The following is a 26,331-nucleotide window of genomic DNA, read 5'->3' as shown; positions in this document are numbered from 1 at the left end:
AGGAACTCGAAAAGCACCTGTGCACAGTTGTTATTGGGATTATTCACCGGAACCCAGGGTTGACAACGTTTTTATTCCTTCTGTTTACCGGCACCATTCAAACGGACAAAATCAATCTTTATACGGCGCTGAGCGGCATAATCCGTACCTGTTGTATTTACACCACCACCAACTGTGCGGAAGCGTACCTTACCATTGTCTGCAAGCTTACTGTATGCTTCGGAATGAGTAGCCTCTGAGCGTGACCGAATCATTTGCTCAATTTGCTTAACCGAATAATAGGCACGCAAACCGGACAATGTAAGATTAGTTAACTTATCGTTATCCTTTACCGAATGTACCACACCCGATGCATCTTCGAACGTTACTTCTTCAGATTCGACATAACGACCAAGAATTGGTTTGGGATCTGCATAACCATACACCACAATTTCAATAACGTCACCAGGGGCGGATGTTTCAAGAAAACGAGGGAATACTGTGTCAACAGCCGTAGCAACTACATTGTTGAACAATGTTTCCACAACTTCTGAATAGCGCTGATATCGCTGATGTTTTTCCGAGTTTTCCTCAAAGGCTTCGATGTAGGTTGCATCTTTAAGGTCAGTTTTTCGCTTCTGGAAGAGCTCTACCAAATTATTACTGGTATTCGGTCGATAATAGCCGGTCACAAAAAACGGTATCTGATAATTGCTAAAGTCAAATCCAATTGTACCAAACATGATTTTGGCCGTTTGCGAGGTATTCGCTGCAACTGAGGGGATATCAACACTGCGTGCCGGATAACCTTGAACACGAGCTTCCACACGATATGCACGGCGCGCAGGCAGTGCAATCTGCGTAGCCACATCGTCGGGATTTGTGTTTATTGTAGCAATCGGAATGTTGGCAGCCACGTCAAAAATGAGAATAATGGCGGGTAGTGGCCGGCCCGAGAGTGAATCAACAACACTCACGTTCAGCTTCATTGTTCCTACACCAAGCAAGTTGGGGGTACCCTGGTAAATGTCAAGAGCATTTTCCGGATTCCTTGAGGATGCCAGGTAAAAGTTATCTGATGTTGAAGAGGCATAGTAAAACATCTCGTCATTATCGCTGTTAACAATACCACCAAGGTTTGTGGGAGCCGACCATGATCCACCGTCTGCCAGTGAATAGAACAGATCAAATCCGCCAAAACCGGGGTGACCCTTGCTGGCAAAAATCAGGGTGCCGTTGTCCGTGGTGATAAATGGCGACACTTCGTCCTTACTCGTATTAATGGTTTGGTCCATACACCGGGCTTCGCCCCAGCGACCCTGGTCGTCCTGAACCGTAACCCATACATCAGTACCTCCGATGCCGCCGGGTCTGTTTGAAGCAAAATATACTTTCTTACCATCGCTGCTGATTGATGGCTGCGAATCCCAGTACTTTGTATTCACAGCTGCAGCCATATTCCGTATGTTTACTATTCCATCATTTGTCACGTTGGCGATATAGATATCAGCATCGCCATAGCCCCCTTCCCTCTCAGCGGCAAAAACTACTGTGGCACCGTCGGACGTAAACGAAAGTGACCCCTCATGCTGCGGAGTATTCAGTGTTAGGAATTGTACGGGCAACGCCCATGCATTTCCTTGCTTCAGCGACGTGTACACGTCGGCCTTACCGGTACCGCCATCACGGGTTGAGGTAAAATATAGTAACGACTTCGAGGATGACACCGTGGGTGCATAATCATTTGCCTTACTGTTAATACCACTCATTGGTGTAAGCGAAATGGGATAATTACTCATATCCTGCGACAGTGCAGGCGCAAGGCATACAAGGAGTGCAATCACCAATATCAGGATATTCTTCATTCTTTTCTCCCTTCTGCAGTTATAGAGTAATTAAAAAGCCGAGTGTTGGGAGCAGTATGGAACTCTTCCACGTTGCATTATTCGCATCAGCGTATGCCAACATCGGCAGGTGGTACAGTACTTCCGGATTCAGTGCGATGCCATCCGTTAGCGGCAAGAGCGCTCCTACACCAAACCGCACTCCAATCTGCACTGAATTAAAGTCGGCAACCGACGCGGTTGCAATTACTCTTGATCTGCTCGTCGTACCGGCATAGGTAATATCGGTGGGGGCGATGATATTTTCTGACTGGGTATAGTCAGTGCTCATGACGTAGCCAACCGATGCCCCGCCTGCAAGATATAAGCCAATATCCGGTACCAGTACGTAACATGCCAGTAAGTCCAGATTCAAGGTTGGAAGCGACACTTCGAAGTCATTCCTGAATGTAGCCGGTTCAATCTTGTTAAAAGCACCACGGATATTGTCCTGATACTGATTTCCGTTAAGCGTACCTCCCCTTCCCTCGAGTGCAAGCCTTGGCGAATAGTAAAGATTTTCAATTACTGAAAAGAACCCTTTAACGCCACCAACAAAACCAAGTCCGTCACCGTCCGTAAAGGTGCAACACACGGTATTGCCATCTGTTAGCGAAAAAGTGCCTGAATGATAATTCATTGCCAGGCCGCCGTAAACGCCAATGTACTGCGGCATCTCAGTTGATGCCGGTGCAAGAATTACATCTCTTGAAAGTTTCAGTCCGGCAGTTGCCGTATCGGGAAGTACCAAGCCGCCTACGCACAATGCAACAGCACACAACCGAAGTAAAATTCTGTTCATGATATTATCTTTCTGTTGATTGTTACGGGATAAAGTTAATAGCCATACAGTCAGCACCGGACGTTGTTGTTATGCACACAAAGTACACGCCCTGGCGGAGTCCGTTAGACGCAACGGTGATTGTATGTTCTCCCTGTTCAAAATACCCTGATTGGGTTTGTGCAACTCGCCGTCCCAGCTGATCGTAGATAGCAAGCTGGACATCTGAGACATGATCCTGGGTAAACATAACATTGGCTGCCGATCCTGTGCGATCAAGCACCACCTTCAGTATGTGTGCGTCAAACCGCCGTGCAGAAGCATCGATTAGCCTTTGGGGCAGAAAGCAAACCGTATCAATGTTCACACGAGAACTTCCCTTGATGCCCACCCGTGGATTACCGTCAGCAAATCGCGCACTTATGAGCTTAACATCCGAGAATGTTGCAGAGCCGCGCAAAGCCTCAAACTCCAGGACCGACATTAGTGTTGCTGGCACATCATTGACTAAGGTGCCTCCATGGAAGACAGATGTAGAACGGGCTACATCAGGGAAAAAGTTGTCGGAAGTAACTTGCGATACAAACGTTTTTGTCAGGAAACTCTCGGTTGGGTTTGGTCCCAGCCCGTTCAAGACTGTTGGATCATACTCAACGGTAAACTCAAGCGAATCAATTCCGTAGTGAGCGGGAACCGTCTCCTCCAGAATAATCGGTACTCTCACGGTATCACCGACCTTAGCAACATTTATCGGGTTATCAATCACCAAGGTCACGCTATCGTAGCCGATTCCGTGTGGTTTTAGGTCAATCTGTTGCCGGCACGTATTATAATCCAGCTCAACCAAGGCTTGCTGACTGCGCAGAGCCGTGGGAGTGAAACACATCTGGAAGGTTACGCCGGCAGTTCCGGGCTGCAGAGCCGCAACAGGAAGATTGCGCACTGTAAACTGAGACCCCATTCCAGCAAACACCGCGTCATTAAACACCAGTGGTGCAGTGCCCTCATTAATGATTGTTACATTCACGCACTTTTCTTCGCCTACCTTCACCGAATCAAATTCTATCGTCTCGGGTACAATCTTCAACAATGGTGCAACTGATACCCCTTTTAGCGGTATACGAACCGTGATATTCTGGCTCAGTTGTTTAGAAATTTCAATAAAGGCGTTTGTCAGCTCCTCCCTTGTTCTAACAAACGTAGCTATTCCACTACCGGCAGCTGCCATACTCCGCAACGTATCAGCAAATCCTGGTTCAGGCTCAATGCCAATAACAAACATTCTAACCATGCTGCTCTGGATTGCACTAACAACCTCCGGCAGCCAGCGCTTTACATCACAACCTCCGTCAGCACCGTCTGACAAAAGTACTAACACAGGATTTGGCTCATCCTTAATTGCATTAACCGCACTGATCACCGACTGATACAGGCAGGTAGCATTTTTATGTATAAGATTATTAATTGCCTGTTTTGACGCTGCACGATTTGTTGTAAACGGACTGATAATAGTAAATGAGGAAGCCGGGCTGGTAAACGACATAATCTGAGCACGGTCAACAACATTCCGCTGCGGGTCATTAATGAGCTGATCTATGAATATGACACCGGCATCCTGGGCTGCCCGCATACGCGATGGACTGCCGCTGATTCGCTGGCTCATGCTACCGCTAACATCAAATAAAACCCCAACGCTTAATGACTGTCGGGTGTCGGCCCTAATCACAACATCCTGTGCATCAGCCTTTGGTACTTCCATTGGTTGGTAGCAGAGGTTAAATTCTCTGGTTTCTCCCACGGGAATTGCACCAACAGGAATAGTACCCTTAAACGGGGCTGCCGGAGGCGTCTCCACAGAACGGATTGTGACCAAGTCACTTCCAATATTCCGGAATTCAACATGAATACATTTCTCTTTCCCGCACATTGCCGTATCAAACGCTATTTCCTTCGGAGTGATCTGAAGCACACCGCCAACGGTTGGCGCAGGCGGTTTAATTGCAGTTCCGGTTAATGAAACCATCACGTTGGTCTGACACTGTAATCCGGTAAATACAGCAGTTGCGTTTTGAGTACCTTCCGTTGTTGCCACGTACAGAAAATTGAGCGTATCAGTCTGCCCGGGTTGCACAGTATTGCCCGCACCACCCACGAGGAAAAATGGTGCTGCTAGTCCAGAAGCATCCGGAATGGTGAGCGGTGCGTCACCCTGATTTGTTACAACCACCGACATGAGCTTTGACGTGCCAATGAAAATGCTGCCAAAATCAACCGTCGGCTGACTAATTGTTAAACGGGATGCCGTAACCTGTCCCGTGAGCATAACTACTTGTGGCATCGGGCTGTCAGCTGTTGTTATCTGAATGTTTTCAGATACCGAACCTGCTGCTGAAGGGGTAAAGCAAAAGTCAATGCCAATGGTCTCACCTACAGGAACTACGTGTGGCGGCGTAAACAACGGATCTTCGAGCGAAAACAATGGCCCCACAACCGTCACTGCCACAATGGTTATCGGTGCCGCAGTTTCATTCTTCAGCTGGACTGTCTGACATTTTTTCACGCCACAGAGCACCGCACCAAAGTTTGTCTGTGTAACAACAAGGTCTTGAGCCACTACTGTTATACAGGCCGTCAGTAGCAGGCTAATTAGTAAACTACAATACTTCATTTCAGTATTCCCTCAAGTAAACAACAAGGTTTTGCAATATCACGATGAGATCAGTTGTCTCCGCACACAACTAACTCACATTACGTTGCACCCCCAAGTCCAAAATTAGTAAGAAAAGAAGTTGTTCTGTGCTACTACTGTTAAAAATGTATGGTTTACAATAACACTTGCAGCTTGTAGCATGGTTGATTAATTGGCTTATCGTACCTTTCACAATGCAGCCCACGGCAATGTGCCATATACATCAGAGAGGCACCCAGATCCAGGATCTTACCGGAACTGCTACTGAGTTGAGGAGTTTGGAGTGATCCTTATACAAGCTTACACTGCTGCTTGTTTTTTTTAGATCGTGAATATCTGCGTTTTATCATATCAACAGTGGTTGAACAGCCGAGTGGTATTGCCAAGTTCACAAGCCACCCACGTCATCGCGCACCCCTTGACTACCATGTTCACGGTGTGAGGTTTGCACTCTTCATAAAACCCAAGGCGCGTTTTTTACTGCAGTCTCCGGACGGTATTATGGTATTTACTCCTGGTTCTCAGAGTCCGCATTTTCAGAATCCGATCACTCGAGAATTGGGAATAGAGTCAGGCACATCCGAACGCGTAAGCTGCGCTCTGAATCCGCCTTGTAGTCGGGTACCCGGGTGGGGGAGGCTGAGGGGAGAAACACAAAAGCCTGTGCAACGCACAGGCTTTTCTTGCTCCGCAGCAGGGACTTGAACCCCGGACCCTCTGATTAACAGTCAGATGCTCTAACCAGCTGAGCTACTGCGGAAAGTGAACTACAAAAATACACAAGGTTTTGATTTCACCAACTTCCGGGTTTGGTTTTTTGTAGTCCGCCGCGGATGGTACAGAAGAACTCGGTGCAGGCCCCACCCCGGTGTGCTTTACAAACTATGGCCACCAAGGTGATGAGCAAAATACCTGCTCAGGAAACCATCAACCTCGGTTTGGACTGAAGCCGGGACCTGACCCGACGTCCACGAGTCCGCCGTTAGGAGTTGCAGTGAATCAATGGTGAGGGGGTACCCACTGCTGCCAACTATCCTGCCATCAGCAACATCAACATAAACCCAAGCCCCTTTAATCAACTTCTCATCCCGTTGTAGTAACTCGGGGTGTAAACCAAAACCGAGCAGATGAGTGAGATGTACTCGTACGCGTACAGAATGCGGATACGCCTCTTCAGGTAGCACCGTATCTAACTGCTGGAGTGACACCTTGAAGTGCTCATAGATTTCAGGAGCAGATACTTCTGCCGGCAGCGTCCGCAATGCCTGTCGGCAGATTATCATCCCAGCCTGCAAATGTTCAAACGATGTATGGTTGCGCTTCCAAACCGACGTCAGTTCAGCCATCCCAAGCGTGTGAAGTTCACGGTTCTTGCGGTGATAAATACTAACCCGACAAAGCGAGAGAGGCTCAAGTGCCCCGCCAACCTTGCTCTTGGGAGTACGCGACCCCTTGGCTACTACACTAACCTTACCCAAGGTTTCTGTTAGCAGCACCACAATACGTGATGTATCGGCATACCTGCGCGAATGAAGCACAATAGCGTTGTCAGTAACCATGCTATACAAAAATGCAGCATAGAGGGTTAGGGGGCTTGGGTACTCGCAAAGTGTATTGCTTACTCAGATCGTATTCTGCTGATGACCAATTACGCTGTAAATTGAGGCATGATTGGTAGCATTGCATTAACGGGATTCTTTGTTTTACTCAATGCCTTCTTTGTGGCAGCTGAATTTGCCATTGTAAAAGTCCGTGCTTCCCAAATTGATCTCAAGGTGCGCAATGGCGATGTGTTCGCCAAAATTGCACGGCATATCCTGGATCACATTGACGCATATCTGAGTGCGTGCCAGTTGGGAATTACTCTGGCATCACTTGCGCTGGGATGGATAGGCGAGCCTGTTGTTGCAGGCATGATTCATCAGATAGCAGGGTGGCTTGGCATTGAAGTTGAAGCTTCCTTGCTGCATACGATAAGCGTAATCATAGCTTTTAGTATTATCACCGTTCTTCATATCGTTATTGGTGAGCTTGCGCCAAAAACCCTTGCCATAAGCCGACCAGAAACGGTTTCCCTGGCAGTTGCACTCCCTCTGCATGGTTTTTACCTGTTGTTCCGTCCGTTTATTGCCAGTCTCAACTGGATGGGATTAACCCTGCTCAAGGTGATGGGATTCCAGGCTGCTCCGCATTCTGAGACCCACTCACCCGATGAACTGCGATACCTGATTGCTCAAACGGGAGAGCAGGGTGGACTGGAACAAACAGAACGCGAGATCATCGAAAACGTATTTGAGTTTACTGAGACAACGGTAAGTCAGGTAATGGTTCCCCGTTCGAAGGTTGTTGCCGTTGAAATTTCGCAGAACCTTTCTGAAATCCTGGATACAATGATGGACGAGGGTTACTCGAGGCTTCCGGTTTATAGCGAGACGATTAATGATATCCAGGGTATCGTGTACTCAAAGGATATGCTTACTTTGCTGCATCACAAAAACCTTATTGTCCTTCAGGATATCCTACACCCTGTTTTCTACGTGCAGGAGGATACAAAACTTGAAAAACTTTTGCGCGATATGCAAAAACAGAAGGTTCACATGGCGGTAGTTCTGGATGAGTTTGGCGGAACTGCAGGGCTTCTGACGCTGGAGGATGTTTTGGAGGAATTAGTCGGGAATATTCAGGATGAGTATGACGATGAGGCGCCACTGGCATCAGAGCATTCAACAAATGTGTGGGAGTTCGACGCCAGCATCCATATTGATGAGGCAAACGAAGTACTGCCGGTACCTTTGCCGGAATCCGATGACTACGAAACAATCGGTGGAATTATCAACGCAGCTGCAGGCAGAATCTCACGCATTGGGGATACTGTAGAACTTGCACCGTATTGCGTAACCATCCTTGCAGCATCGCCCAGAAAGGTCGAGCGCGTCCAGTTCACCTGGCAGGTACCGGAAACTGCGGATGAAAATTCATCTCCCACCACATAAACGCATATTTATCGGCTAGGTTGGATATTGATTTCTGACGATTTATCGCTCCATGGCCCGACCTGCGCTCAACTCTTAACAGCATGGGGCGTTCTCCGGCATACGTATGCTGTAGCTCGGCCGCAAACTTGAACGAGTGGGCTGGTACCACCCGGTCATCATGGTCACTTGTCATTACCATTGTGCTGGGATACTCAATGCCTGACTTTAGATTATGCACAGGCGAATAGGCATAAAGCGCTCTGAACTCCGTACTGTCGGCTACTGAGCCATAATCAGTAATCCAGTACCGGCCTATTGTAAACAAATGGTAACGAAGCATATCAAGAACGCCTACTTCGGGAACAGCAACCTTGAAAAGATCTGGTCGCTGTATCATGACAGCACCCACCAACAGTCCTCCGTTGGATCTCCCGTTTAAGGCCAGTTTGTCTTTCGACGTATAGTTGTTGCTTATTAGCCATTCGGCTGCTGCTATGCAGTCATCAAATACATTCTGCTTTTTTAATTTCCTGCCGGCGTCATGCCACTTCTCGCCAAATTCACCTCCGCCACGGAGATTAGCAATTGCGATAATGCCTCCCTGCTCCAGCCAGGGTACGTACGACGAGATAAACCTTGGCCCTTGCGAAATACCAAATCCACCATAGCCATACAGCATTGTGGGTGCCTGACCATTCAGGGTGAGTCCCTTCTTACTCACGATGAACATAGGAATACGGGTACCGTCGGCACTGGTGTACCAAATCTGTTCTTCCTGAAAGTTATCAGGGTTAAAAGGGGGCTTTGTCTGATAGTAAACTTCCGAGGTGTTTGTGCGAACGTTGTATGCGTAAATGGTCGGCGGTGTTACGAAACTGCTGTACACATAGTACAAGGTTGAATCATCCGGTTCGCCGCCAAACCCACCAACGTTACCCAAGCCCGGAAGCCGGACAACGCCGAGTTCGTTCCCGTTTGTATTGTAAATGGACACGTGCTCCCTAACGTCCTTCATTCGTGTTACAAAAATCCGGCTACCACCCCATGACATTGCACTGATCGGTTCCGTTGATTCAGGTACGACTGTTTCCAGTTGCGGACGCGTTTTGATGTTAGTTAAACGAACGACACGTTCGTTGGGCGCATCCAATGTAGTAGTGCCGTATAGTGAGCCATTATGGAAGAATGCAGGCCAGAACCCGTGATCGTCATTTTTGTACACCAACACAAAATCACCGGGCGAATCCCATGAGCCATCATTACCAATATCCTTAACAAATATCCGGTTGCCCTTTAAACCTTCATCGCTCTCCCACCGAATCAGGTATGGTGAGTACCGCAGGACGTACATATAGGCCGAGGTTGAAGGGTGTTCCGGTGTAAACGCTACCTGGTCAGCGGCCTGCTCCGAACCAACCTTGTGGTAGTATACACGCTGCCCTTCGTTACGAGCCGTCAGCGATAGATCAGATTCGGACGTTATACCGTAGCCATTGTAAAAGAAGCCTTGCTTGTGCCAGCTAACGCCGCTATTCTTAACACCAACGATTTTGTCCGTAAACTTTTTGCCGGTTGCAATATCCATAACGTAAATCGTGCGCCAGTCAGAACCTGCCTGGGTAATACCATAGGCAAGGAGGGTACCTTCTTCGTTCGAACTGGCAAAGGCAAGGCCAGCGGTACCATCGGCGGAGAATGAATTGGGATTCAGCAGCACCCGCTCGATACCATCTTCCTGCACGTACAGGATATCGTGATTTTGTTTCCCGTCGTTCTTATAATAAAATAATTTATTTCTAACACGCCACGGTGTACTAACCGATTCAAATTCTGTTACCTCATGAAGGCGCTGTTCCAGTTGGGTCCGGAAAGGAATCGAACTCAGGTACTGTTCCGTAAATTCCTGCTGTCGATTGGCCCAGGCCTCCACATCGGGACTTACGTCGTTTTCTAACCAGCGGTAAGGATCACTGACTTCTATTCCGAAAAAAGTATCCTTATCTGATCCACGACTTGTTTGTGGATAGTGTAGTTGTTGCGACATTAACGTATGCGAACAGAAAACAAAGACAATAATGACTGCCTGCCTGAACATTCTCATCCAACGAACAGTGTAAAAGAAGTATGGGCGACAAGAAGCCGCCCATCGTAGTCATTGCTCTTATCCAACGAAGTAGGAGTCGTCGGAGCCTGCATCATCAGGCCTGTTGCCGGACTCATTTTGGCGTCCGCCGTGGTCAGCGCCATGGTCGTTGTCGTGCCGTGGATGGCGTCTGCCGTGTCCGTCACCGGAATCACTGCCCCGGTGATCTCCTCTGCTTCCGCGGCCCTCGTACGGCCGTCTGTCATCGCGCCCTCGTCCGCGTTCCCGGTCGGGTCGGCCTCCGCGTCCGCGGTCACGGTCGCGGTCGCGTCCACCACCACCGGTGCGGGGTCCTCTCCGTTCATCCAGACGCGCTTCCATTCCTTCCGGAAGTGGAATCAGTGCTTTCCGAGACAACCGAAGTTTCCCGCCGGGTTGGACCTCGATAAGCTTAACATCAAGGACATCGCCTACTTTAAGAATCTCTGCAACCGTTTCTACGCGATGATGGTCGAGTTGCGAGATATGCAACAGTCCCTGTTTCTTTGGAGCAATCTCAATAAAAGCTCCCAGGCCTTCACGAATTTCTTTCACGGTACCGGTATAAATTTCACCTTCCTCAATTGGGCGTGTGATCTCTCGGATCCGGGCAATTGCAGCATCGGCACTTGCCTGATTTACGGCTGCAATGGTAACCGTACCATCATCATCAATATTAATCTCGGCACCGGTTTCCTTAACAATACCACGAATTGTTTCGCCTCCCGAGCCGATAACTGCACCAATCATTTCAACCGGAACCGTAATGGTTGTAAGCTTTGGTGCATACTCCGAAAGCTCAGGATTTGGAGTTGCAATGGTAGAGTTCATAATACCCAGGATATGCAAACGACCAATGCGGGCTTGTTCAAGTGCCGTACGCATGATTTCAACACTCAGCCCCTCGATTTTAATATCCATCTGGCAGGCCGTAATACCCTCTGTGGTACCTGTCACCTTGAAGTCCATATCTCCAAGGAAGTCTTCATCGCCAAGAATATCGCTAAGAACAGCAACGCGTTCGCCTTCCATAATCAATCCCATAGCAATACCGGCAACTGCTTTTTTCATTGGAACACCAGCATGAAAAAGTGCAAGACTTCCGGCGCAGACTGTGGCCATTGAACTGGAGCCATTACTTTCAAGAATATCGCTGACAACACGGATAGTGTAGGGGAAATCTTCTTCCGATGGGATAAATGGTTCTAATGCACGCTCTGCAAGATCGCCATGCCCCGTTTCGCGCCGGCTGGTAAAACCAAACCGCCCGGTTTCACCCGTTGAAAACGGTGGAAAGTTATAGTGCAGCATGTATCTGCGTTCGTACGTAGGCAGCAAACCATCAATAAGTTGATTATCTGTCTTTGTCCCCAAGGTAACAGTGGTTAGCGACTGTGTTTCACCGCGCGTGAACAACGCACTGCCGTGCGGACGTGGCAGGATACCCAACTCACATGTAATCGGGCGTATGTTGGTAGTTCCTCTGCCATCCAGCCGCTTGCCTTCCGACAAAATCATCTCACGCATTTCGCGTGCTTCGATACTTTTAACGATGGCCGAGAGTACCTTGTCGGTGTTGATTCCCTGGTATGCTTCTTCGTTTGCCGCAACAACAGCGGCAACGGCCTCTTGCGCAAGAGTTTTAATCTCTGACCGGAAAGCTGAGCGTTCTTCCTTGGTGGAGCTATTCCGAATCTGACTTGCGATTTTCGCTGTTATTGCCCCTTCGATAGCCGTTACAAGTTCTGCAGGGGGCTCGGCATTCGGTACATCGCGTTTAACAGGTTGTACCAAGGCCATCAGCTCGCGCTGCATAGCAACCAACTCTTTAATCCAGCCGTGAGCAAACTCCATTGCAGCAACAAAATCATCTTCCGAAATTTCACTGCTGGCGCCTTCAACCATGACGATGGAATTCTCGGTACCCGCCACCATGATTTCCAGATCACTTTCCTTAAGCTGGTCAATGGTAGGGTTCACGATAAATTCTCCGTTGGTACGGCCAACGCGGACACCGGCTATCGGACCATTAAAGGGTATATCACTTGTCATAAGTGCCGCCGATGCACCAAGCATAGCCAGCACATCAGGTTCATTCTGCATGTCAAATGAATATACTGTCGCAATCACCTGTGTGTCGTTACGCCATCCCTTTGGGAACATCGGTCGGCACGGGCGATCAATGAGTCGCGATGACAGGATTTCTTTGTTGGTGGGTCTGCCTTCACGGCGAAAGAATCCGCCGGGAATTTTACCTGACGAAGCGTGCTTTTCTCTGTATTCGCAGGTAAGTGGCAGGAAATCAATATCGGGCTTGGCATCAGCAGAAGCAACTGCTGTAACCAGTACCATGGTATCGGCATACCGTACCATCACCGAACCCGATGCAAGCTTGGCAAAGCGGCCTGTTTCTAATGACAGTTCTTTACCGTTTATGGTCCGTTTGACCGTATGCATAGTTATCTCGATTCATAAATGTTAATAGTATCCGGCATTACTTACGCAAGCCAAGTGTAGCTATCAGCGAACGGTAGCGGGTAATGTCGCGTCCCGCCAGGTATGCAAGCAATGTTTTACGTTTACTTACAAGCATAATCAGGCCACGTCTGCTGTGGTGATCTTTTTTATTTGCCTCGCAGTGCTTCGACAGGTCGGCAATATGCTCGGTGAGTAAAGCGATTTGCACTTCCGGCTTACCGGTATCGTTTGGACCGCTGCCGAATTGCTTCACGATCTCGGCTTTACGCTCCTTTGTGATCATAATGATATCCTTACATTGTGAGTTTGAAAATAGGTTTGTGTCTGTTTAATATCTGTTTGAATTTGTGCAACCAGGCTGTTAACCGAATCAAATTTCACTTCAGGCCGCAGCCTTTGTAAAAACTGAATCGTGATTTCCCTGTCATACAGATTCTCGGTGATGTCCAGAAGATGGACTTCAATTGCATGATGTCCGTTATCGCCAAACGTAGGGCGGAACCCCAGGTTTGCCACTGCCTTGAATTGCATGGAGTCCACCTGTGCAGTTACAGCATAAACCCCACTATTCGGCACTAACTTGTTTGAGTGGTTAACCTGAATATTCGCGGTCGGGAATCCGATACCACTTCCACGGCCATCGCCATGAACTACTGTACCCGAAAGCGAATAGGGTCGGCCAAGCCAAATCTCAGCTTCAGTAACATTACCCTGGGCCAGAGCATTTCGAATTTTCGTACTGCTAACTACCACCCCGTCTAACTCGAAAGCCGGCACTGGTTCTACGTCAAAATTCAGCTCAGCACCAAGTTTTTCCAGAAGTTCCTCGTTTCCCTGTCTGTCCTTGCCGAACATGTGGTCGTGTCCAACAAACATGCGGCTAACCCCAATACCGTTCACCAAAACATTTTGAACAAACTCCATTGGTGGTGTAGCTGCAAACTGGATGCTAAACGGTATTACGATAACGGTGTGTACTTGGTACTGTTCAAGCAAGCGGAGTCTCTCCGACAGTGTAGTCAGAAGCTGAACCGGGGCTTTACCAGGCTTCTGCAACACGATTTGCGGATGCGGCTCGAAGGTAACTACAACGAGTCGGCCATTCTTATCGGCTGCCCAGCGATGCATTCGGCTAATGATGCTTTGATGCCCCAGGTGTACTCCGTCGAATGTACCAACGGTTACAGCGCTATTACTGTTAAATGGCAGCATATCCGTACCAAGCGTTACAACGTTCATGAGTACACCTCCGACGTCGTTACCAGGGTGTTATAGGTTTGCATTGTAATTGTCTGTCTCTCATAAACCTCACCAACACGCGTACGGCGCAGCTGCCATACATAGCCACCTACACCCAGTTTTGCTCCAAGGTCACGGATGACCGATCGAACGTAGGTACCGGAACTACATTCCATGGTAAGGCTAACAAAGGGAAGCGATACCGTTACATCAGTAATGCTATAAATACTGATTATCCGCGGACGTACCACGAATTCCCTACCGTTGCGAGCAAGAGTGTATTGCGGCTTTCCCGAATGTTTAATTGCCGAGTAGGTTGGCGGGATTTGCACCTGCTCGCCGACAAATTCCTGCAGAGCATCTGCAATCTCCGGGGCAGATATTTCCTGCATTCGTATGGTGGCCTGGGGATTCACTTCTTCGGCACTCCCCCGGTCATCGGTAGGGGTGGTGGCACCAAGCTTTCCAACTACCGTATAGGTTTTTGTTGTTTCCTGGTACTGTCGGACTGCCTTTGTGGCTTTGCCCAGGCAAATCACCAGTACACCTGTAGCCAGCGGATCCAGGGTACCTGCATGGCCTACACGACGTTGCTTTAGTGTTGACCGAAGTCGGGCAACACAATCAAAACTCGTCCAGCCCTCCGGCTTATCAAGATAAGCAACGGCACCATCGGTCCGGGCACGGGAAGCCCATTCCGCAAAGGCATCCTGATGTGCGCACAGCTGCGCGCACAAAACCGGCCACTCAGTGTTCGCTGTTATCATCGTTTTTTGGCTTAACACTATCCAGGATTGCGTGAATTCGTATTGCACGATCCAGCGAGTCATCGATATAAAATTTCAACTGCGGTACATAGCGCAGTCGAACCGTTCGCGCCAGATGATGCCGCAAACGTCCGGCTTCTTCACGTTCAATAAAGTCAACAGCTTCGCCGGCACTCGCAGTTCCGCCATACACGCTAAGAAAGACGCGTGCAAGCTGGAGGTCAGGACTCATCCGGATTTCAGTTACGGTAATGAATCCGGCATGTATCTCGTGGGCAATATCCTGCAGCGGGCCCGACAGAGCCTTTTGAATTTCCGCTGCTACTCTTTGTGTGCGAATCGACATGGTGGTTAATGGTTACTCACGTCAGTTTTCGCTTAATCTCAACAGTCTTATAGGCTTCAATAATATCGCCTTCGGTAAGATCGTTGAATCCCTGGATATTGATACCGCATTCATAACCGGTAACTACTTCGCGTACGTCTTCTTTCACGCGTCGTAACGAGGCAAGGGTACCTTTAAAGATTTCAAAACCGTCACGCAATACCCGTACCCTGTCATTTCTGTTTATAGTACCGTTTTGTACATAGCATCCGGCAATGGTACCAAGCTTTGAAATCTTGAACAGCTGGCGTACCTCGACTGTTGCGGTAATTTCTTCCTTGATATCGGGTGTAAGCAGGCCTTCGAGTGCAAGTTGAATTTCGTTAATGCAGTCGTAGATAATAGAGTACAACCGAACATCAACGTTTTCGGCTTCTGCAAGTTTTCGAATACTGCCCGACACCGTAACCTGGAAGCCTACGATAACGGCATCCGATGCGGCTGCCAGCATCACATCGCTCTCCGTTACTGCACCAACACTGCGGTATAGAATACGAACTTTCACTTCGGGGGTACTTAGCTTAAGCAGTGAGTCAGAAAGTGCTTCAAGTGATCCGCTCACATCAGCCTTTACAACCAGACGCAGCTCTTTAACGCCGCCTTGCTGAATTTGTGCAGAGATATCATCCAACGTCATGTGCCTCATGCCACGGAACTGCTGTTCTCTGCGCAATTGCTGCCGGCGGCTTGCCACTTCACGGGCTTCGGAGTCTGTTTCCATTTCCATGAGCACATCACCGGCGTTCGGCAGACCGTCAAAGCCTGTAACCTGTACCGGCATACTGGGTGTAGCATCATCAACCTTGTTGCCACGTTCATCAGTCATGGCACGAACGCGCCCTGCAAACTGTCCGCATACAAAGATGTCGCCTACCGAGAGTGTCCCTTTTTGAACAATGACCGTAACCACGTTACCGCGTCCCTTGTCTACGTGGGCTTCGATAACCGTAGCACGTGCCGCCCGATCGGGATTTGCTTTTAGGTCCAGCAGGTCTGCTTCAAGAAGGATCTTTTCAAGGAGGTTATCAACATTTAGACCACTGCGGGCTGACAATGCAACAGATTGGTATTTGCCACCCCACTCTTCTACAAGCACATTATGATCGGCAAGTTGTTGTTTAATCTTTTCAGGGTTTGCATCGGGTTTATCAATTTTGTTAATTGCAATGACCATTGGGACGTTGGCTGCCTGAGCGTGTGAGATAGCTTCAATAGTTTGTGGCATCACACTATCATCGGCGGCAACAACAAGCACCACAATGTCTGTAACCTGTGCGCCACGGGCACGCATGGCTGTAAAAGCTTCGTGGCCCGGTGTATCTAAAAACGTGATGTGACGTCCACCGGCAACATTGACGCGATAGGCGCCGATATGCTGGGTAATGCCTCCCGCTTCGCCGGCAACCACGTTGGCATGCCGGATGTAATCCAGCAACGAAGTTTTCCCGTGGTCTACGTGACCCATGATGGTAACAATTGGGGAGCGCGGTTTAAGATCTTCGGGAGCATCAGCATCTTCAACAACTTCAACCTCGGCCTGGTCGTCGAGAAACTCAACGGTAAAACCATAATCGGAGGCTATAAGTTCGATAGTTTCTTTATCAAGGCGCTGGTTGATAGACACCATCAGTCCCAGCCCCATACATTTCATAATGATATCGGCAGCGGTAACCCTCATCAGATTGGCAAGGTCGCCGGTGGTCACGAATTCTGAAAGTTGCAGTATTGTACTTTCGCGGGCAGCTTCTTCCTGCCGGATTGCTTCGCGCTCTTCGCGAACGGCACGTTTCTTTTGTTTGATTCGGGATCTTCCAACGGACGTACTTCTGTCCTCCATGCCCGACAGTGTTTGCCGGATTGCGCGTGCTACGTCGCCTTCGCTGAATTGCTCCTTGGTGCCGCGCCCCTTCTTCTTCCGATCGTCCTGTCTGCCTCCCGGTTTACTGGAACTTCCTGCAGGTGGCGATGCGGGCTGAATAACAAAGTTGGAGCCCTGCGTGTTTTGTGGTCGCTGGCGTTGCTGTGATCCCGGAGTATGCTGACGTTGTCCGTCGGACTGCTGCTTTTTCCCGCCGCGTCCGGAACCGGGTCCGGTTTTCTCTCTGGCCGCTCGTGCTTCTTCCTTGGTTCGTTTTGGGCGTTCCTCTTTCTTCTGAACGTCAATCTTGCCAAGCACGGTCAGGCCCCGCAATTTGGGAGCAGTACCCGGCTTGTAATCAACTTCGATAACACCCTTACGCTTACGCTTACGCTTTTCATCCGGCTCTGATGTCGGTGCGGCATCAGCCGGAGCAGCCGTTTCAGCATCCTGTTTCAGTGTTTCGGGAGTGCCTTCATCCGGTTGCTTCGGTTCAGATACCTGAGTTTCAGGCACGGCAGCAGTCTCCGAAGTGGTACCGGTTTGCTGTGCGGGTTGTTCATCGGTAACTGCTTCGGCTGCCGGTTCCGGTTCTGCCGGTGCCGGTGCTTTTCCAATCGAATCCAGATCGATTACCTCACCAACAGCAGGCCCTTTGGCTTTTTTCGTTTTGGCTGGTACTAACTGATCTTCGGTTTCGACATCTGCAACCGGTGTTGTATCGTTGTTATCCTTTGCTTCGTAACCTTCTTGAGGATCAGCGATCTCGGCCGGTGCTTGCGGCCCGGGCTCCGGTTGTAGATCAGCCTCTGTCTGCGATTTCGAAACCTTCTGCGTTACCGTGTCTTCAGCGGGATGATGGACGGCATGGTCCGTCTGCTCGGCTATACCACGGCTTTCCGCCGGTGCAGCAGGTTGCGGCAGATGTTGTTCGGTTTCGGAAAGGGCATCAATGGAAACAGTTCCGCCCCCTTCTAACAAGGTTTTCCTGACGGCTTGCTGCCGTTGTACCTTGGCACGTTGCTTTTCGGCAACTTTAAGCTCTTTGGCAAACTTGTCAACAACCAGATCAAACATCTCGTCAGTAAGGATAGCCGTTGGCTTATTCTGAATTTCGAAACCCTTCGAAACCAGATAATCAACAATAGCATCCTTACTGATATTAATCTGTGCTGCTACTTTAAATAATTTGTTGCCTGAGGGGGCCATAGTTTCCTTTAATTATTCCTCTGTGGTGTTGTCCGTATCATCCTGAACAGGTTCTTCATTCCCGTCCTCGTCAGCTTCATTATCCATGCTATCATCAATTAACGGGGTATCTTCTGCATATGCCTCACTGATATCATCATCTGTTTCAGTCGTTGTGGTCTCGTCAGCAGAACCTGGATTTTCTGCTTCATCCAGCATACGCAGCCAGCGTGGGTCTTCACGCTCGTCAAACTCCTCGTGAATCACCGACCTCAGCTCAAGAATACGTTCCTTGGGCAACAGCCGCAACAGTACAACCGGATCTGCCTCAAGAAATTCGCGTGCAGTATCAATGCCTTCGTGGATCAGAAGATCGTACAGGTCGGCTCCAATCTCATCACGGAATTCAAAAAGCTCTATATCTTCGGCACCCTCTTTAACCAGCGATAGCGAGTAACCGGTAAGCTTAGAGGCAAGGCGGACATTTACGCCGTTCCGGCCAATGGCAAGCGATACCTGATCGTCGGGCACTACAACAGTAGCCTGCCGGTTTTCGGCATCAATCTGAACATCACGCACTTTTGCGGGTGATAGTGATCTTGCAATATAGAGCCTCGTGTCGTCGGTATACTCAATAATGTCGATATTCTCATTGCTTAATTCACGCACAATAGCATGAATCCGGATTCCCTTCATTCCCACGCATGCGCCTACGGGATCCACCCTCTCATCAAAGCTGGTCACGGCCACCTTTGCACGCTCACCCGGTTCGCGGGCAATAGACTTGATTTCAATGATGCCATCATAAATCTCCGGAATTTCCTGTTCGAATAGGCGAGCCATAAACGAGTCGTCACTTCTCGAAAGGATCAGATCAGGAAGACCTGTTGCACCACCGGAGCGCCGTACTTCTTTCAGGATAGCCTTGATTTGCTGGTTTTTCTTTAACCGCTCGGTTGGAATCTGTTCTTCGCGGGGCAAACGCATCTCGATCTTATTATGCATTACCAGAATGTTGTTCGGGCGTACCTGATAAATTTCACCAATAATAACTTCGCCGACGCGCTTACTGTATTCTTCGTAAATATTGTCCTTTTCAACATCCCGAATTCGCTGATTCAGATTTTGAATTGCCTGCGATACAAGGCGACGTCCGAAGGAGTCAGAAATATTTTCAAGCGTGATTTCCTGAATAAACTCATCACCAATGTCCAGAGTATCACCCGTTTCCTCCTTCACCAGTTCCTGCGAAATTTGAGTTTCGGGATCTTCAACAACCTCAACAACTTCCTTCATTAGGTAGATTTCTATATCACCCTTATCCATGTTTACGATACAGTCGAAGTTTGCATTCTCGCCGTACTTTTTGCGAACCATTACTTTGAGCGTTTCTTCCACGATACCTTGAAGCAAGTCGCGGTCGATGCTTTTTTCGCGCGCCATCTCGGCAAAAGCATCTATAATGAGCTTTTTATTGTCGACCTTTTGTTTGACTTTACGCTTTGCCATTGGAGTATTTTTAGATGAATTGAAATTTTAACTCATACTGTTGCGATACACTGATGCTAGCTTTTCCTACAGCTTCCCCGGAAGAAAAAGAATAGGTTTAATACCCTTACAATGTGAGCACTGTCCTGGCTTCAAGAATATTGTCGGCAGGTATGCTTTCAACCTTCTTTTCAGCGTTCTTCTTCGTTCCGGTTTGCACACTAACATCCACGCCGCTGTCATCAGCTCTGAGCAAGATTCCCTCTGCCACAGATGAGTCAGTGCGTACAATACGCACCGTACGGCCTACATGTTTACTGAGCTGCCAGAGGAATCGTACCGGAGTCTCGGCTCCGGGAGAAGACACGTCAACCGCCTGCAGGCGATCGTAGAATTCGTCTTCTTTCAGCCGTTCTTCGAGTAAACGGCTAACAGCACGGCAATGCTCATGGGTTATCCCATCGGTAGAGTCAATGCTGATCTCTAACCTCATCTGCCGGTGCATACCCCGAACCCCGAGATCAATTAGCGAAACCTCAGCCCCTTTACAGGCAGCTTCTATTGCCTGGCGTATATGCACCGGCACTATTAAGGTATCGTTCAATCGAACTCCAGTCCGTTTCAACAAAAAATGGGCTTTATATGCCCATCCTTGGTTAAGCAGGTTCAAATATACTGAAAAACCGTCGTATAGCGAGTTTTCCACACCAACTGTTTCGGAGGTGGACCGGTTTTGTGCAATACGACAATGGTTCTTCAGCAAAACCGAACCTGCGGTCAGGTAAGCAAACCTGCCTATTTTTGCAGTTTCTTTAACTATTTACCTGGTGCCATGCTGGACTACTACAATATCAACGAATTGCTGTCAGACGAAGAAAAGCTGGTTCGCGATACCGTACGCGATTTCGTCCGTGCCGAGGTTCTGCCCATTATCGAACGGCATGCGCGCGAGGGGTCGTTCCCAATGCACCTGGTTGAGAAAATCGGTGAGCTTGGGCTGTTTGGTATCACACTCCCGCAAGAATACGGGTGCGCAGCACTGAACAATATCTGCTACGGACTTGCCATGCAGGAACTTGAGTACGGCGACAGCGGCATCCGCAGCTTTGCGTCGGTACAAAGTTCGCTGGTCATGTACCCCATCTTCACGTACGGCTCCGATGAACAGAAGTCCCGATGGCTTCCAAAATTGGCAACCGGTGAAGCTATTGGTTGCTTTGGACTTACCGAGCCTGACTATGGGTCGAATCCGGGTGGCATGATAACAACAGCCCGAAGGTCGGAAGGGGGCTTTGTATTAAATGGCGCCAAGATGTGGATTACAAATGGTACGCTTGCCGATGTAGCCGTGGTGTGGGCCAAATTAGATGGCGTGGTACGCGGCTTTCTTGTAGAAAAAGGAACAAAGGGGTTCACGGCTCCCGAAATGAAGGGCAAGCATTCATTACGTGCGTCTGTCACAAGTGAATTGGTTTTCCAGGATGCCGAAATTCCTGCCGAAAATATACTGCCCGGGGTTGAAGGTCTGCGCGGACCTCTGTCATGTCTTACTCAAGCCCGCTATGGCATTGCATGGGGAGTTATTGGCGCGGCTACGGCTTGCTATGAGTCGTCACTGAACTACACAAAAAGCAGGATTACATTTGGTAAGCCGATTGCCGGATATCAGTTGATTCAGGACAAGCTTGCTTACATGGTAACTGAAATTACTAAAGCACAGCTTCTCGCGGTGCAACTCGGAAAACTGAAAGATCAGGGTACAATGCGTCCGCAGCAAGTCTCGCTGGCAAAACGCAATAACTGTGAGGTGGCCCTGAATATCGCTCGAATTGCCCGGGAGCTTCATGGCGCTAATGGTATTCTTGATGAGTACCCGATTATGAGGCATGCCGCAAACCTTGAAAGCGTGAAAACGTACGAGGGAACACATGAAATGCATACGCTGATTCTTGGACACGATGTAACAGGACTTGCCGCATTCTCGGGTTAATACTGGTTTGACAAACTCTACTACCAAACAGAAATCATGGCCATTAGTTATTGCAGCTCTTGGCGTGGTTTTCGGCGATATCGGAACAAGCCCGCTCTACTCTGTTAAAGAGTGCTTCTCACCACACTACTCGCTTTCGGCCGGTCTAAATGGCGTGTACGGCGTGCTGTCCATGATCTTTTGGTCACTCACAATCGTGGTTGCTATCAAATACATTGGCGTGATCTCACGGTTTGATAACCACGGTGAGGGCGGACAAATGGCGCTGATGGAGCTGGTACTTCCTTTTGTTAAAAATCGATACATATTGCTCCTGGTGTCGTACATAGGCTTGTTTGGTGCAGCTTTGTTGTACGGTGACGGGATGATCACGCCGGCCATTTCCGTTTTGTCGGCAGTAGAAGGCGTAAAAGTTGCAATCCCGTCACTCAGCCAGTCAACAATAGTCATTGCCACGATTTTAATACTGTTCGGACTTTTCTCGGTTCAACGGTTTGGAAGCAGGGGTGTTGGTCGGATTTTTGGTCCGGTAATGATTGCCTGGTTCCTGGTGATTGGTACTATTGGTGCAATTTCAATTGTGCAAACGCCCGGCATCCTGGCGGCTGTTAACCCGTTGTACGCGATTGAGTTTTTTTCCAACCACGGCCTTGAAGGCGCATTGGTCCTTGGCTCTGTTTTCCTTGTGATGACCGGTGGCGAGACTGTGTATGCCGATCTGGGACACTTCGGTGCAAAGCCAATTCGGAAGGGTTGGTTTATGCTGGTTTTCCCGTGCCTGCTGCTCAATTATTTTGGTCAGGGGGCTTTGTTACTGCGCGAAGGACACATCGCGTCCACCGTTGCCAATCCGTTCTTCCATCTTGTACCCTCCTGGGGCGTGATTCCGCTGGTAATTTTTTCCACGGCTACAACCAGCATCGCATCGCAAGCCGTAATCTCCGGTGCGTTTTCACTTACATGGCAGGCTCTGCAGTTAGGCTATCTGCCCAGGCTGACAACTGTTCATACGTCCGATACCGAAAGAGGGCAGATTTACATACCCTTTGTAAACTGGGCCCTTTTTGCCTGCACGGTGTACCTAGTCCTTCAGTTCCAGTCTTCCGGTGCACTTGCTGCCATGTACGGTATAGCCGTTAGTACAACCATGGTGCTGACAACTCTGGTTGCCTGGCATGCCATGCGACATATTGCAAAGTGGAGTGTAACAACATCACTCATTGTAACGGCAATTTTCTTTGGCGTTGATATTTCATTCTTCCTTGCCAATGCTACCAAGATTCCGGATGGTGGGTACGTCCCGTTAATTATTGCCGGTTCGGTGTTCTTCCTGATGGTCACCTGGAAGCGCGGTCGCTCAATCCTGCGGGCAGCAATTCAAAAGCGAACGCCGGTACTGGAGGAGATTATTGATGATATCGACTCGTACACAACGGTACCCGGCACTGCAATTTATCTAAGTGGCTATCGCGATATTGCACCACCTGCCCTGGTCTCGAACGTACGGTACAATCGGTGCAGGCATGAGGTGATTATTCTGCTTACCGTCTCGGTAGGAACTGAGTCCCACATTACACGCGAGCGTAGGTATGAAATAAAGCCGTTACAAAAAAACTTCTACCAGGTGGTGCTACACTACGGCTTTATGGATCAGCTTGATATTGCGGGTGACATAGATTACCTGCCGGAGTTTGACATTCCTATCGACATCACAGACACAACGCTGGTGTTCGGTCACGAAACCATTACGGTAACAAACCGCAAGGGCATGGCTTGGTGGCGAAAACACATCTTCATGTTTGTTCACCGTAACTCCCGTATGCCGGTGAAATATTTCGGTGTTCCTTTTAAGCGCGTACTGGAAGTTGGCAGTAATATCGAAATTTAATGCTGTGTTTATGCAGTGGCGTCGCACTTTTCTTTACAGACTTACATAAAAAGAAACGCCAGCCCTTAGCCCCTTCCCAATTAACCATCCTGTGTTTTGCTCAACCTTTGGTTCCTGTGCCGTAGTTAGAATAGATGGACTTCGGAATGAGTATCCAAGATCAAAGATCAGCTTGTACGACACGATCGGCAGGGCAATGTAGGTTCCAATGTAGGCGCCAAAGCCCAGTTGCTGTGAGTAGTCGGTGCTAACAACGGGCGGTCCGTTGTAATTTTCAATTCGTGAATTATCGTCCACCTGATTTGCTGCAAAAACAAGATCCGACAGCAAACCAACGCTTATCCCCAGCGAGCCCCCGGAGGTATCCAAGCTGATGGCTGGCAGGTTAAGCAGAGCCATGAGTTCAACCGATGACGAGGTTATGGTGCTAAACTGATTTGGCATTTTCATACCGGGTTCGATTACCTGAATAAGACCGTCGGTCTGAACCTCCTGCCAGTGCGAAGCAAAGTAGCCGGCTTCTGAACGGTACCCCCCAACAAGGCGGATAGCCGTCTGCTGCGAGAGTGTCCATAATGCAGATGCTCCCACAAGATACCGGGTGGGAGCTGGCTGGCCGGCGGTTGAAGCCGGTACACTGGTAGAGGCAATGTACCAGGCTGACGGCCCCACGTACGTTTGGCTCATTGCCGGTAGCGTGAGGCCGATCAGTATCAGGAGAATGAAATGCCGCTGAATCTTCATCAACTTTTTTCTTCGGGTATCTCTATTGATACCGCTAACTTACTGCCTTCTTTGTCCTTTAGAACAAGCAGTACACCGTCACCCTTACTTTTTGATGAAAGAATTTTCTGTAAGTCCGAAGGTGATTTTACCGTTTTGCCATCGGCACGAATAATAACGTTATCGGCTGTCAGGCCTCTGCGTGCAACCATGCCACGCGGATCAACATTGGTAATTATTACGCCACCATCAACTCCGTAGTCTTCTTTCTGCCGTGCGGTAAGAGCCGATGCAGTAAAGCCAAGTGATTTAAAGGTAATTGGCTCTCTTGACGACTCATTGTTAGAACTGCCTGTAGAGGCATCCGTGAAATTATTGTTTTCATCCAGAGCCTTTAGCACCACGGCTTTCGTAATCTTTTTGCCATTCCTCCATACTGAAAGATTTACCTTGTCACCGGCACGGCGCAGAACAATTTGATTTTGTAAGTCATTTGAGGTGTTAACGGCCTTCCCGTCAACTTCAAGGATAACATCTCCAACTTCGATGCCGGCCTGGGCAGCAGCCCCGCCTTTAACCACCTTGTGGACGCTTACTCCCTGAACCTTATCAAGTCCGGTAGCTTTTGCAACAGTCTCATCAACCGTTGTGATTTCAATTCCGATATAGCCCCTTTCAATTTTTCCATCATCCATTAAGTCCAGAACAACACTTTTAACCATATCGATCGGTATAGCAAACCCATAGCCTGCATTTACTCCGCTCTGGCTAGCGATAGCCGTGTTGATGCCTACCAGTGAGCCGTTCAGATCAAACAACCCGCCGCCGCTGTTACCGGGATTAATCGCTGCGTCGGTCTGAATAAAGTTCTCAACGGCATACCGGTTACGTTCAAACGTCCGCTGGTTGGTACCCACGATTCCGATGCCACGGCCAAGTGCCGACACGATGCCGGCGGTTATTGTAGAGCGCAGGCCAAGCGGACTTCCAACAGCCATTACCCATTGTCCAACGCGAAGGTTGTTTATATCGGCAAAATGTGCCGGCGTAAAATTCCCGTCGATTTTAATAACAGCAAGGTCAGTCAGAGGGTCTCTGCCTATCAGTGTAGCCTTATGCTCTTTTTGGTCGGTTGTGGTTACTGTGATACCATCCTCTTTTGCATTCTCTACAACGTGATTATTCGTAACGATATATCCATCGGCAGTAACAAACACTCCAGAGCCTGCACCTTCGGGTGCGTACCCGGGATCCTGCTCCTCGAAGTCGGGTCCAAAAAACCGGAAAAATTCCTGAGGAAGTCGCTGACTGCTTTTTGCAGGTTTTCCCTTTACATTAATGTACACCACAGATCCTTTAACGGCTTCGGCAACTGCACTAAACTGATTGTCAAGTGCCTGAACCAACGGTGGCATGGTAACCGGTGGCTGGACTGCTCCAAGATTCGCATCAGCGGCAAATGCTTTCTGAAGAGCATTGGTTCCAAAGGTGGACATTAAAACAACGCCAAAAACAACGCCTATCCCAATCAGGGTAACGGCGGTAAGTAACGTGCGTTTGTGACTCATAACATGTGCTTTAAATGTGAGTAGACATGGTGCAGGTATCATCCTGCACGATACAGATTCAAAGTTCAGTTGACGAATGATGAAGGGGCTATATTTTTTTCATGTCATGCTTGAGAAGATAAAAACTGCTTCGCAATGGGCTGTACGCCGGTTTAAACAGCACCCCTCCCCATTGTACAGGCCGACGCGAAAAAAACCGTCTAACCGCTGCATGGCATTTATCCTACTACCCCGCTGTGTTCGGACAGATGCTGCTTTTTCAAACTGCTAAAGGTGCCTAAACATCCATTTCCGGTAACTACTTCTTAGCAACATTCAGAACAGATGCAT

The 26,331-nt window shown here is 48.9% G+C and carries 18 protein-coding genes and 1 tRNA gene; 3 read left to right on the top strand and 16 right to left on the bottom strand.

What is annotated here, in order from left to right; genetic code table 11:
- Positions 1-71: 71 nt before the first annotated feature.
- The 5 genes from HRU79_07040 to recO all read right to left on the bottom strand — a co-directional run bounded on the left by HRU79_07040 (position 72) and on the right by recO (position 6,891).
- Positions 72-1,844 (bottom strand): PD40 domain-containing protein, encoded by a 1,773-nt coding sequence (locus HRU79_07040; GenBank protein ID QOJ26418.1) that lies wholly within the window; start codon positions 1,842-1,844, stop codon positions 72-74.
- 19 nt (positions 1,845-1,863) lie between these two features.
- Positions 1,864-2,664 (bottom strand): hypothetical protein, encoded by an 801-nt coding sequence (locus tag HRU79_07035; GenBank protein ID QOJ26417.1) that lies wholly within the window; start codon positions 2,662-2,664, stop codon positions 1,864-1,866.
- Positions 2,665-2,686: 22 nt separating this feature from the next.
- Positions 2,687-5,311 carry a choice-of-anchor D domain-containing protein gene (locus HRU79_07030; protein ID QOJ26416.1) on the bottom strand — a complete coding sequence of 875 codons (2,625 nt, stop codon included), beginning with the start codon at positions 5,309-5,311 and terminating at the stop codon, positions 2,687-2,689.
- A 707-nt stretch (positions 5,312-6,018) separates the two neighbouring features.
- A tRNA-Asn gene (locus HRU79_07025) sits at positions 6,019-6,092 on the bottom strand.
- Positions 6,093-6,207: 115 nt separating this feature from the next.
- A complete protein-coding gene (recO, locus tag HRU79_07020; protein QOJ26415.1) occupies positions 6,208-6,891 on the bottom strand; it encodes a DNA repair protein RecO in 684 nt (227 codons plus the stop codon).
- 108 nt (positions 6,892-6,999) lie between these two features.
- Here recO and HRU79_07015 point away from each other — a divergent pair, with 108 nt between their 5' ends.
- Positions 7,000-8,325 carry an HlyC/CorC family transporter gene (locus HRU79_07015; protein ID QOJ26414.1) on the top strand — a complete coding sequence of 442 codons (1,326 nt, stop codon included), beginning with the start codon at positions 7,000-7,002 and terminating at the stop codon, positions 8,323-8,325.
- On the opposite strand, the gene HRU79_07010 is transcribed toward HRU79_07015, so the two are convergent.
- The 9 genes from HRU79_07010 to HRU79_06970 form a co-directional block, all read right to left on the bottom strand.
- Positions 8,273-10,402 carry a S9 family peptidase gene (locus HRU79_07010; protein QOJ26413.1) on the bottom strand — a complete coding sequence of 710 codons (2,130 nt, stop codon included), beginning with the start codon at positions 10,400-10,402 and terminating at the stop codon, positions 8,273-8,275. The two genes, HRU79_07015 and HRU79_07010, sit on opposite strands and share 53 nt — an antisense overlap.
- A gap of 66 nt (positions 10,403-10,468) precedes the next feature.
- The gene (gene pnp / locus HRU79_07005) at positions 10,469-12,886 is read right to left on the bottom strand and encodes a polyribonucleotide nucleotidyltransferase (GenBank protein ID QOJ26412.1); all 2,418 of its coding nucleotides are present in this window, start codon (positions 12,884-12,886) and stop codon (positions 10,469-10,471) included.
- A gap of 37 nt (positions 12,887-12,923) precedes the next feature.
- Positions 12,924-13,193 (bottom strand): 30S ribosomal protein S15, encoded by a 270-nt coding sequence (rpsO, locus tag HRU79_07000; GenBank protein QOJ27289.1) that lies wholly within the window; start codon positions 13,191-13,193, stop codon positions 12,924-12,926.
- Positions 13,187-14,146, bottom strand: coding sequence for a bifunctional riboflavin kinase/FAD synthetase (locus tag HRU79_06995; protein ID QOJ26411.1), 960 nt, complete (start codon positions 14,144-14,146; stop codon positions 13,187-13,189). Before HRU79_06995 ends, rpsO begins: the two co-directional genes overlap by 7 nt.
- Positions 14,143-14,913 carry a tRNA pseudouridine(55) synthase TruB gene (gene truB / locus HRU79_06990; protein QOJ26410.1) on the bottom strand — a complete coding sequence of 257 codons (771 nt, stop codon included), beginning with the start codon at positions 14,911-14,913 and terminating at the stop codon, positions 14,143-14,145. Before truB ends, HRU79_06995 begins: the two co-directional genes overlap by 4 nt.
- Positions 14,894-15,259: a 30S ribosome-binding factor RbfA gene (rbfA, locus tag HRU79_06985; GenBank protein ID QOJ26409.1), complete on the bottom strand. Its 366-nt coding sequence runs from the start codon at positions 15,257-15,259 to the stop codon at positions 14,894-14,896. Before rbfA ends, truB begins: the two co-directional genes overlap by 20 nt.
- A gap of 16 nt (positions 15,260-15,275) precedes the next feature.
- Complete coding sequence (gene infB, locus HRU79_06980; GenBank protein QOJ26408.1) at positions 15,276-18,365, bottom strand: translation initiation factor IF-2; 3,090 nt, start codon at positions 18,363-18,365, stop codon at positions 15,276-15,278.
- Between the two features lie 12 nt (positions 18,366-18,377).
- A complete protein-coding gene (gene nusA, locus HRU79_06975; GenBank protein QOJ26407.1) occupies positions 18,378-19,853 on the bottom strand; it encodes a transcription termination factor NusA in 1,476 nt (491 codons plus the stop codon).
- A gap of 106 nt (positions 19,854-19,959) precedes the next feature.
- Positions 19,960-20,436 carry a hypothetical protein gene (locus tag HRU79_06970; protein ID QOJ26406.1) on the bottom strand — a complete coding sequence of 159 codons (477 nt, stop codon included), beginning with the start codon at positions 20,434-20,436 and terminating at the stop codon, positions 19,960-19,962.
- Positions 20,437-20,664: 228 nt separating this feature from the next.
- Here HRU79_06970 and HRU79_06965 point away from each other — a divergent pair, with 228 nt between their 5' ends.
- Together HRU79_06965 and HRU79_06960 are read left to right on the top strand one after the other, a co-directional pair.
- Positions 20,665-21,822 (top strand): acyl-CoA dehydrogenase family protein, encoded by a 1,158-nt coding sequence (locus tag HRU79_06965; GenBank protein QOJ27288.1) that lies wholly within the window; start codon positions 20,665-20,667, stop codon positions 21,820-21,822.
- A gap of 7 nt (positions 21,823-21,829) precedes the next feature.
- Complete coding sequence (locus HRU79_06960) at positions 21,830-23,710, top strand: KUP/HAK/KT family potassium transporter (GenBank protein QOJ26405.1); 1,881 nt, start codon at positions 21,830-21,832, stop codon at positions 23,708-23,710.
- A 33-nt stretch (positions 23,711-23,743) separates the two neighbouring features.
- Here HRU79_06960 and HRU79_06955 read toward each other — a convergent pair whose 3' ends face one another.
- Together HRU79_06955 and HRU79_06950 are read right to left on the bottom strand one after the other, a co-directional pair.
- The gene (locus tag HRU79_06955) at positions 23,744-24,454 is read right to left on the bottom strand and encodes a hypothetical protein (protein ID QOJ26404.1); all 711 of its coding nucleotides are present in this window, start codon (positions 24,452-24,454) and stop codon (positions 23,744-23,746) included.
- Positions 24,454-26,001, bottom strand: coding sequence for a Do family serine endopeptidase (locus tag HRU79_06950; protein ID QOJ26403.1), 1,548 nt, complete (start codon positions 25,999-26,001; stop codon positions 24,454-24,456). The genes HRU79_06955 and HRU79_06950 overlap by 1 nt, the downstream gene beginning before the upstream one ends.
- Positions 26,002-26,331: the final 330 nt, after the last annotated feature.

The organism is Ignavibacteria bacterium, from assembly GCA_015709655.1.
Taxonomy (GTDB): Bacteria; Bacteroidota; Ignavibacteria; order Kapaibacteriales; family Kapaibacteriaceae; genus OLB6.
Note: the sequence above shows the minus strand (reverse complement) of the source record. Positions and strands in the feature narration are given on the sequence as shown.

Coding starts and splice junctions, on each gene's coding strand:
- HRU79_07040 (QOJ26418.1), bottom strand. CDS start 1,844: ATGAAGAATATCCTGATATTGGTGATTGCACTCCTTGTATGCCTTGCG.
- HRU79_07035 (QOJ26417.1), bottom strand. CDS start 2,664: ATGAACAGAATTTTACTTCGGTTGTGTGCTGTTGCATTGTGCGTAGGC.
- HRU79_07030 (QOJ26416.1), bottom strand. CDS start 5,311: ATGAAGTATTGTAGTTTACTAATTAGCCTGCTACTGACGGCCTGTATA.
- recO (QOJ26415.1), bottom strand. CDS start 6,891: ATGGTTACTGACAACGCTATTGTGCTTCATTCGCGCAGGTATGCCGAT.
- HRU79_07015 (QOJ26414.1), top strand. CDS start 7,000: ATGATTGGTAGCATTGCATTAACGGGATTCTTTGTTTTACTCAATGCC.
- HRU79_07010 (QOJ26413.1), bottom strand. CDS start 10,402: ATGTTCAGGCAGGCAGTCATTATTGTCTTTGTTTTCTGTTCGCATACG.
- pnp (QOJ26412.1), bottom strand. CDS start 12,886: ATGCATACGGTCAAACGGACCATAAACGGTAAAGAACTGTCATTAGAA.
- HRU79_06995 (QOJ26411.1), bottom strand. CDS start 14,146: ATGAACGTTGTAACGCTTGGTACGGATATGCTGCCATTTAACAGTAAT.
- truB (QOJ26410.1), bottom strand. CDS start 14,913: ATGATAACAGCGAACACTGAGTGGCCGGTTTTGTGCGCGCAGCTGTGC.
- rbfA (QOJ26409.1), bottom strand. CDS start 15,259: ATGTCGATTCGCACACAAAGAGTAGCAGCGGAAATTCAAAAGGCTCTG.
- infB (QOJ26408.1), bottom strand. CDS start 18,365: ATGGCCCCCTCAGGCAACAAATTATTTAAAGTAGCAGCACAGATTAAT.
- nusA (QOJ26407.1), bottom strand. CDS start 19,853: ATGGCAAAGCGTAAAGTCAAACAAAAGGTCGACAATAAAAAGCTCATT.
- HRU79_06965 (QOJ27288.1), top strand. CDS start 20,665: ATGCTGGACTACTACAATATCAACGAATTGCTGTCAGACGAAGAAAAG.
- HRU79_06955 (QOJ26404.1), bottom strand. CDS start 24,454: ATGAAGATTCAGCGGCATTTCATTCTCCTGATACTGATCGGCCTCACG.
- HRU79_06950 (QOJ26403.1), bottom strand. CDS start 26,001: ATGAGTCACAAACGCACGTTACTTACCGCCGTTACCCTGATTGGGATA.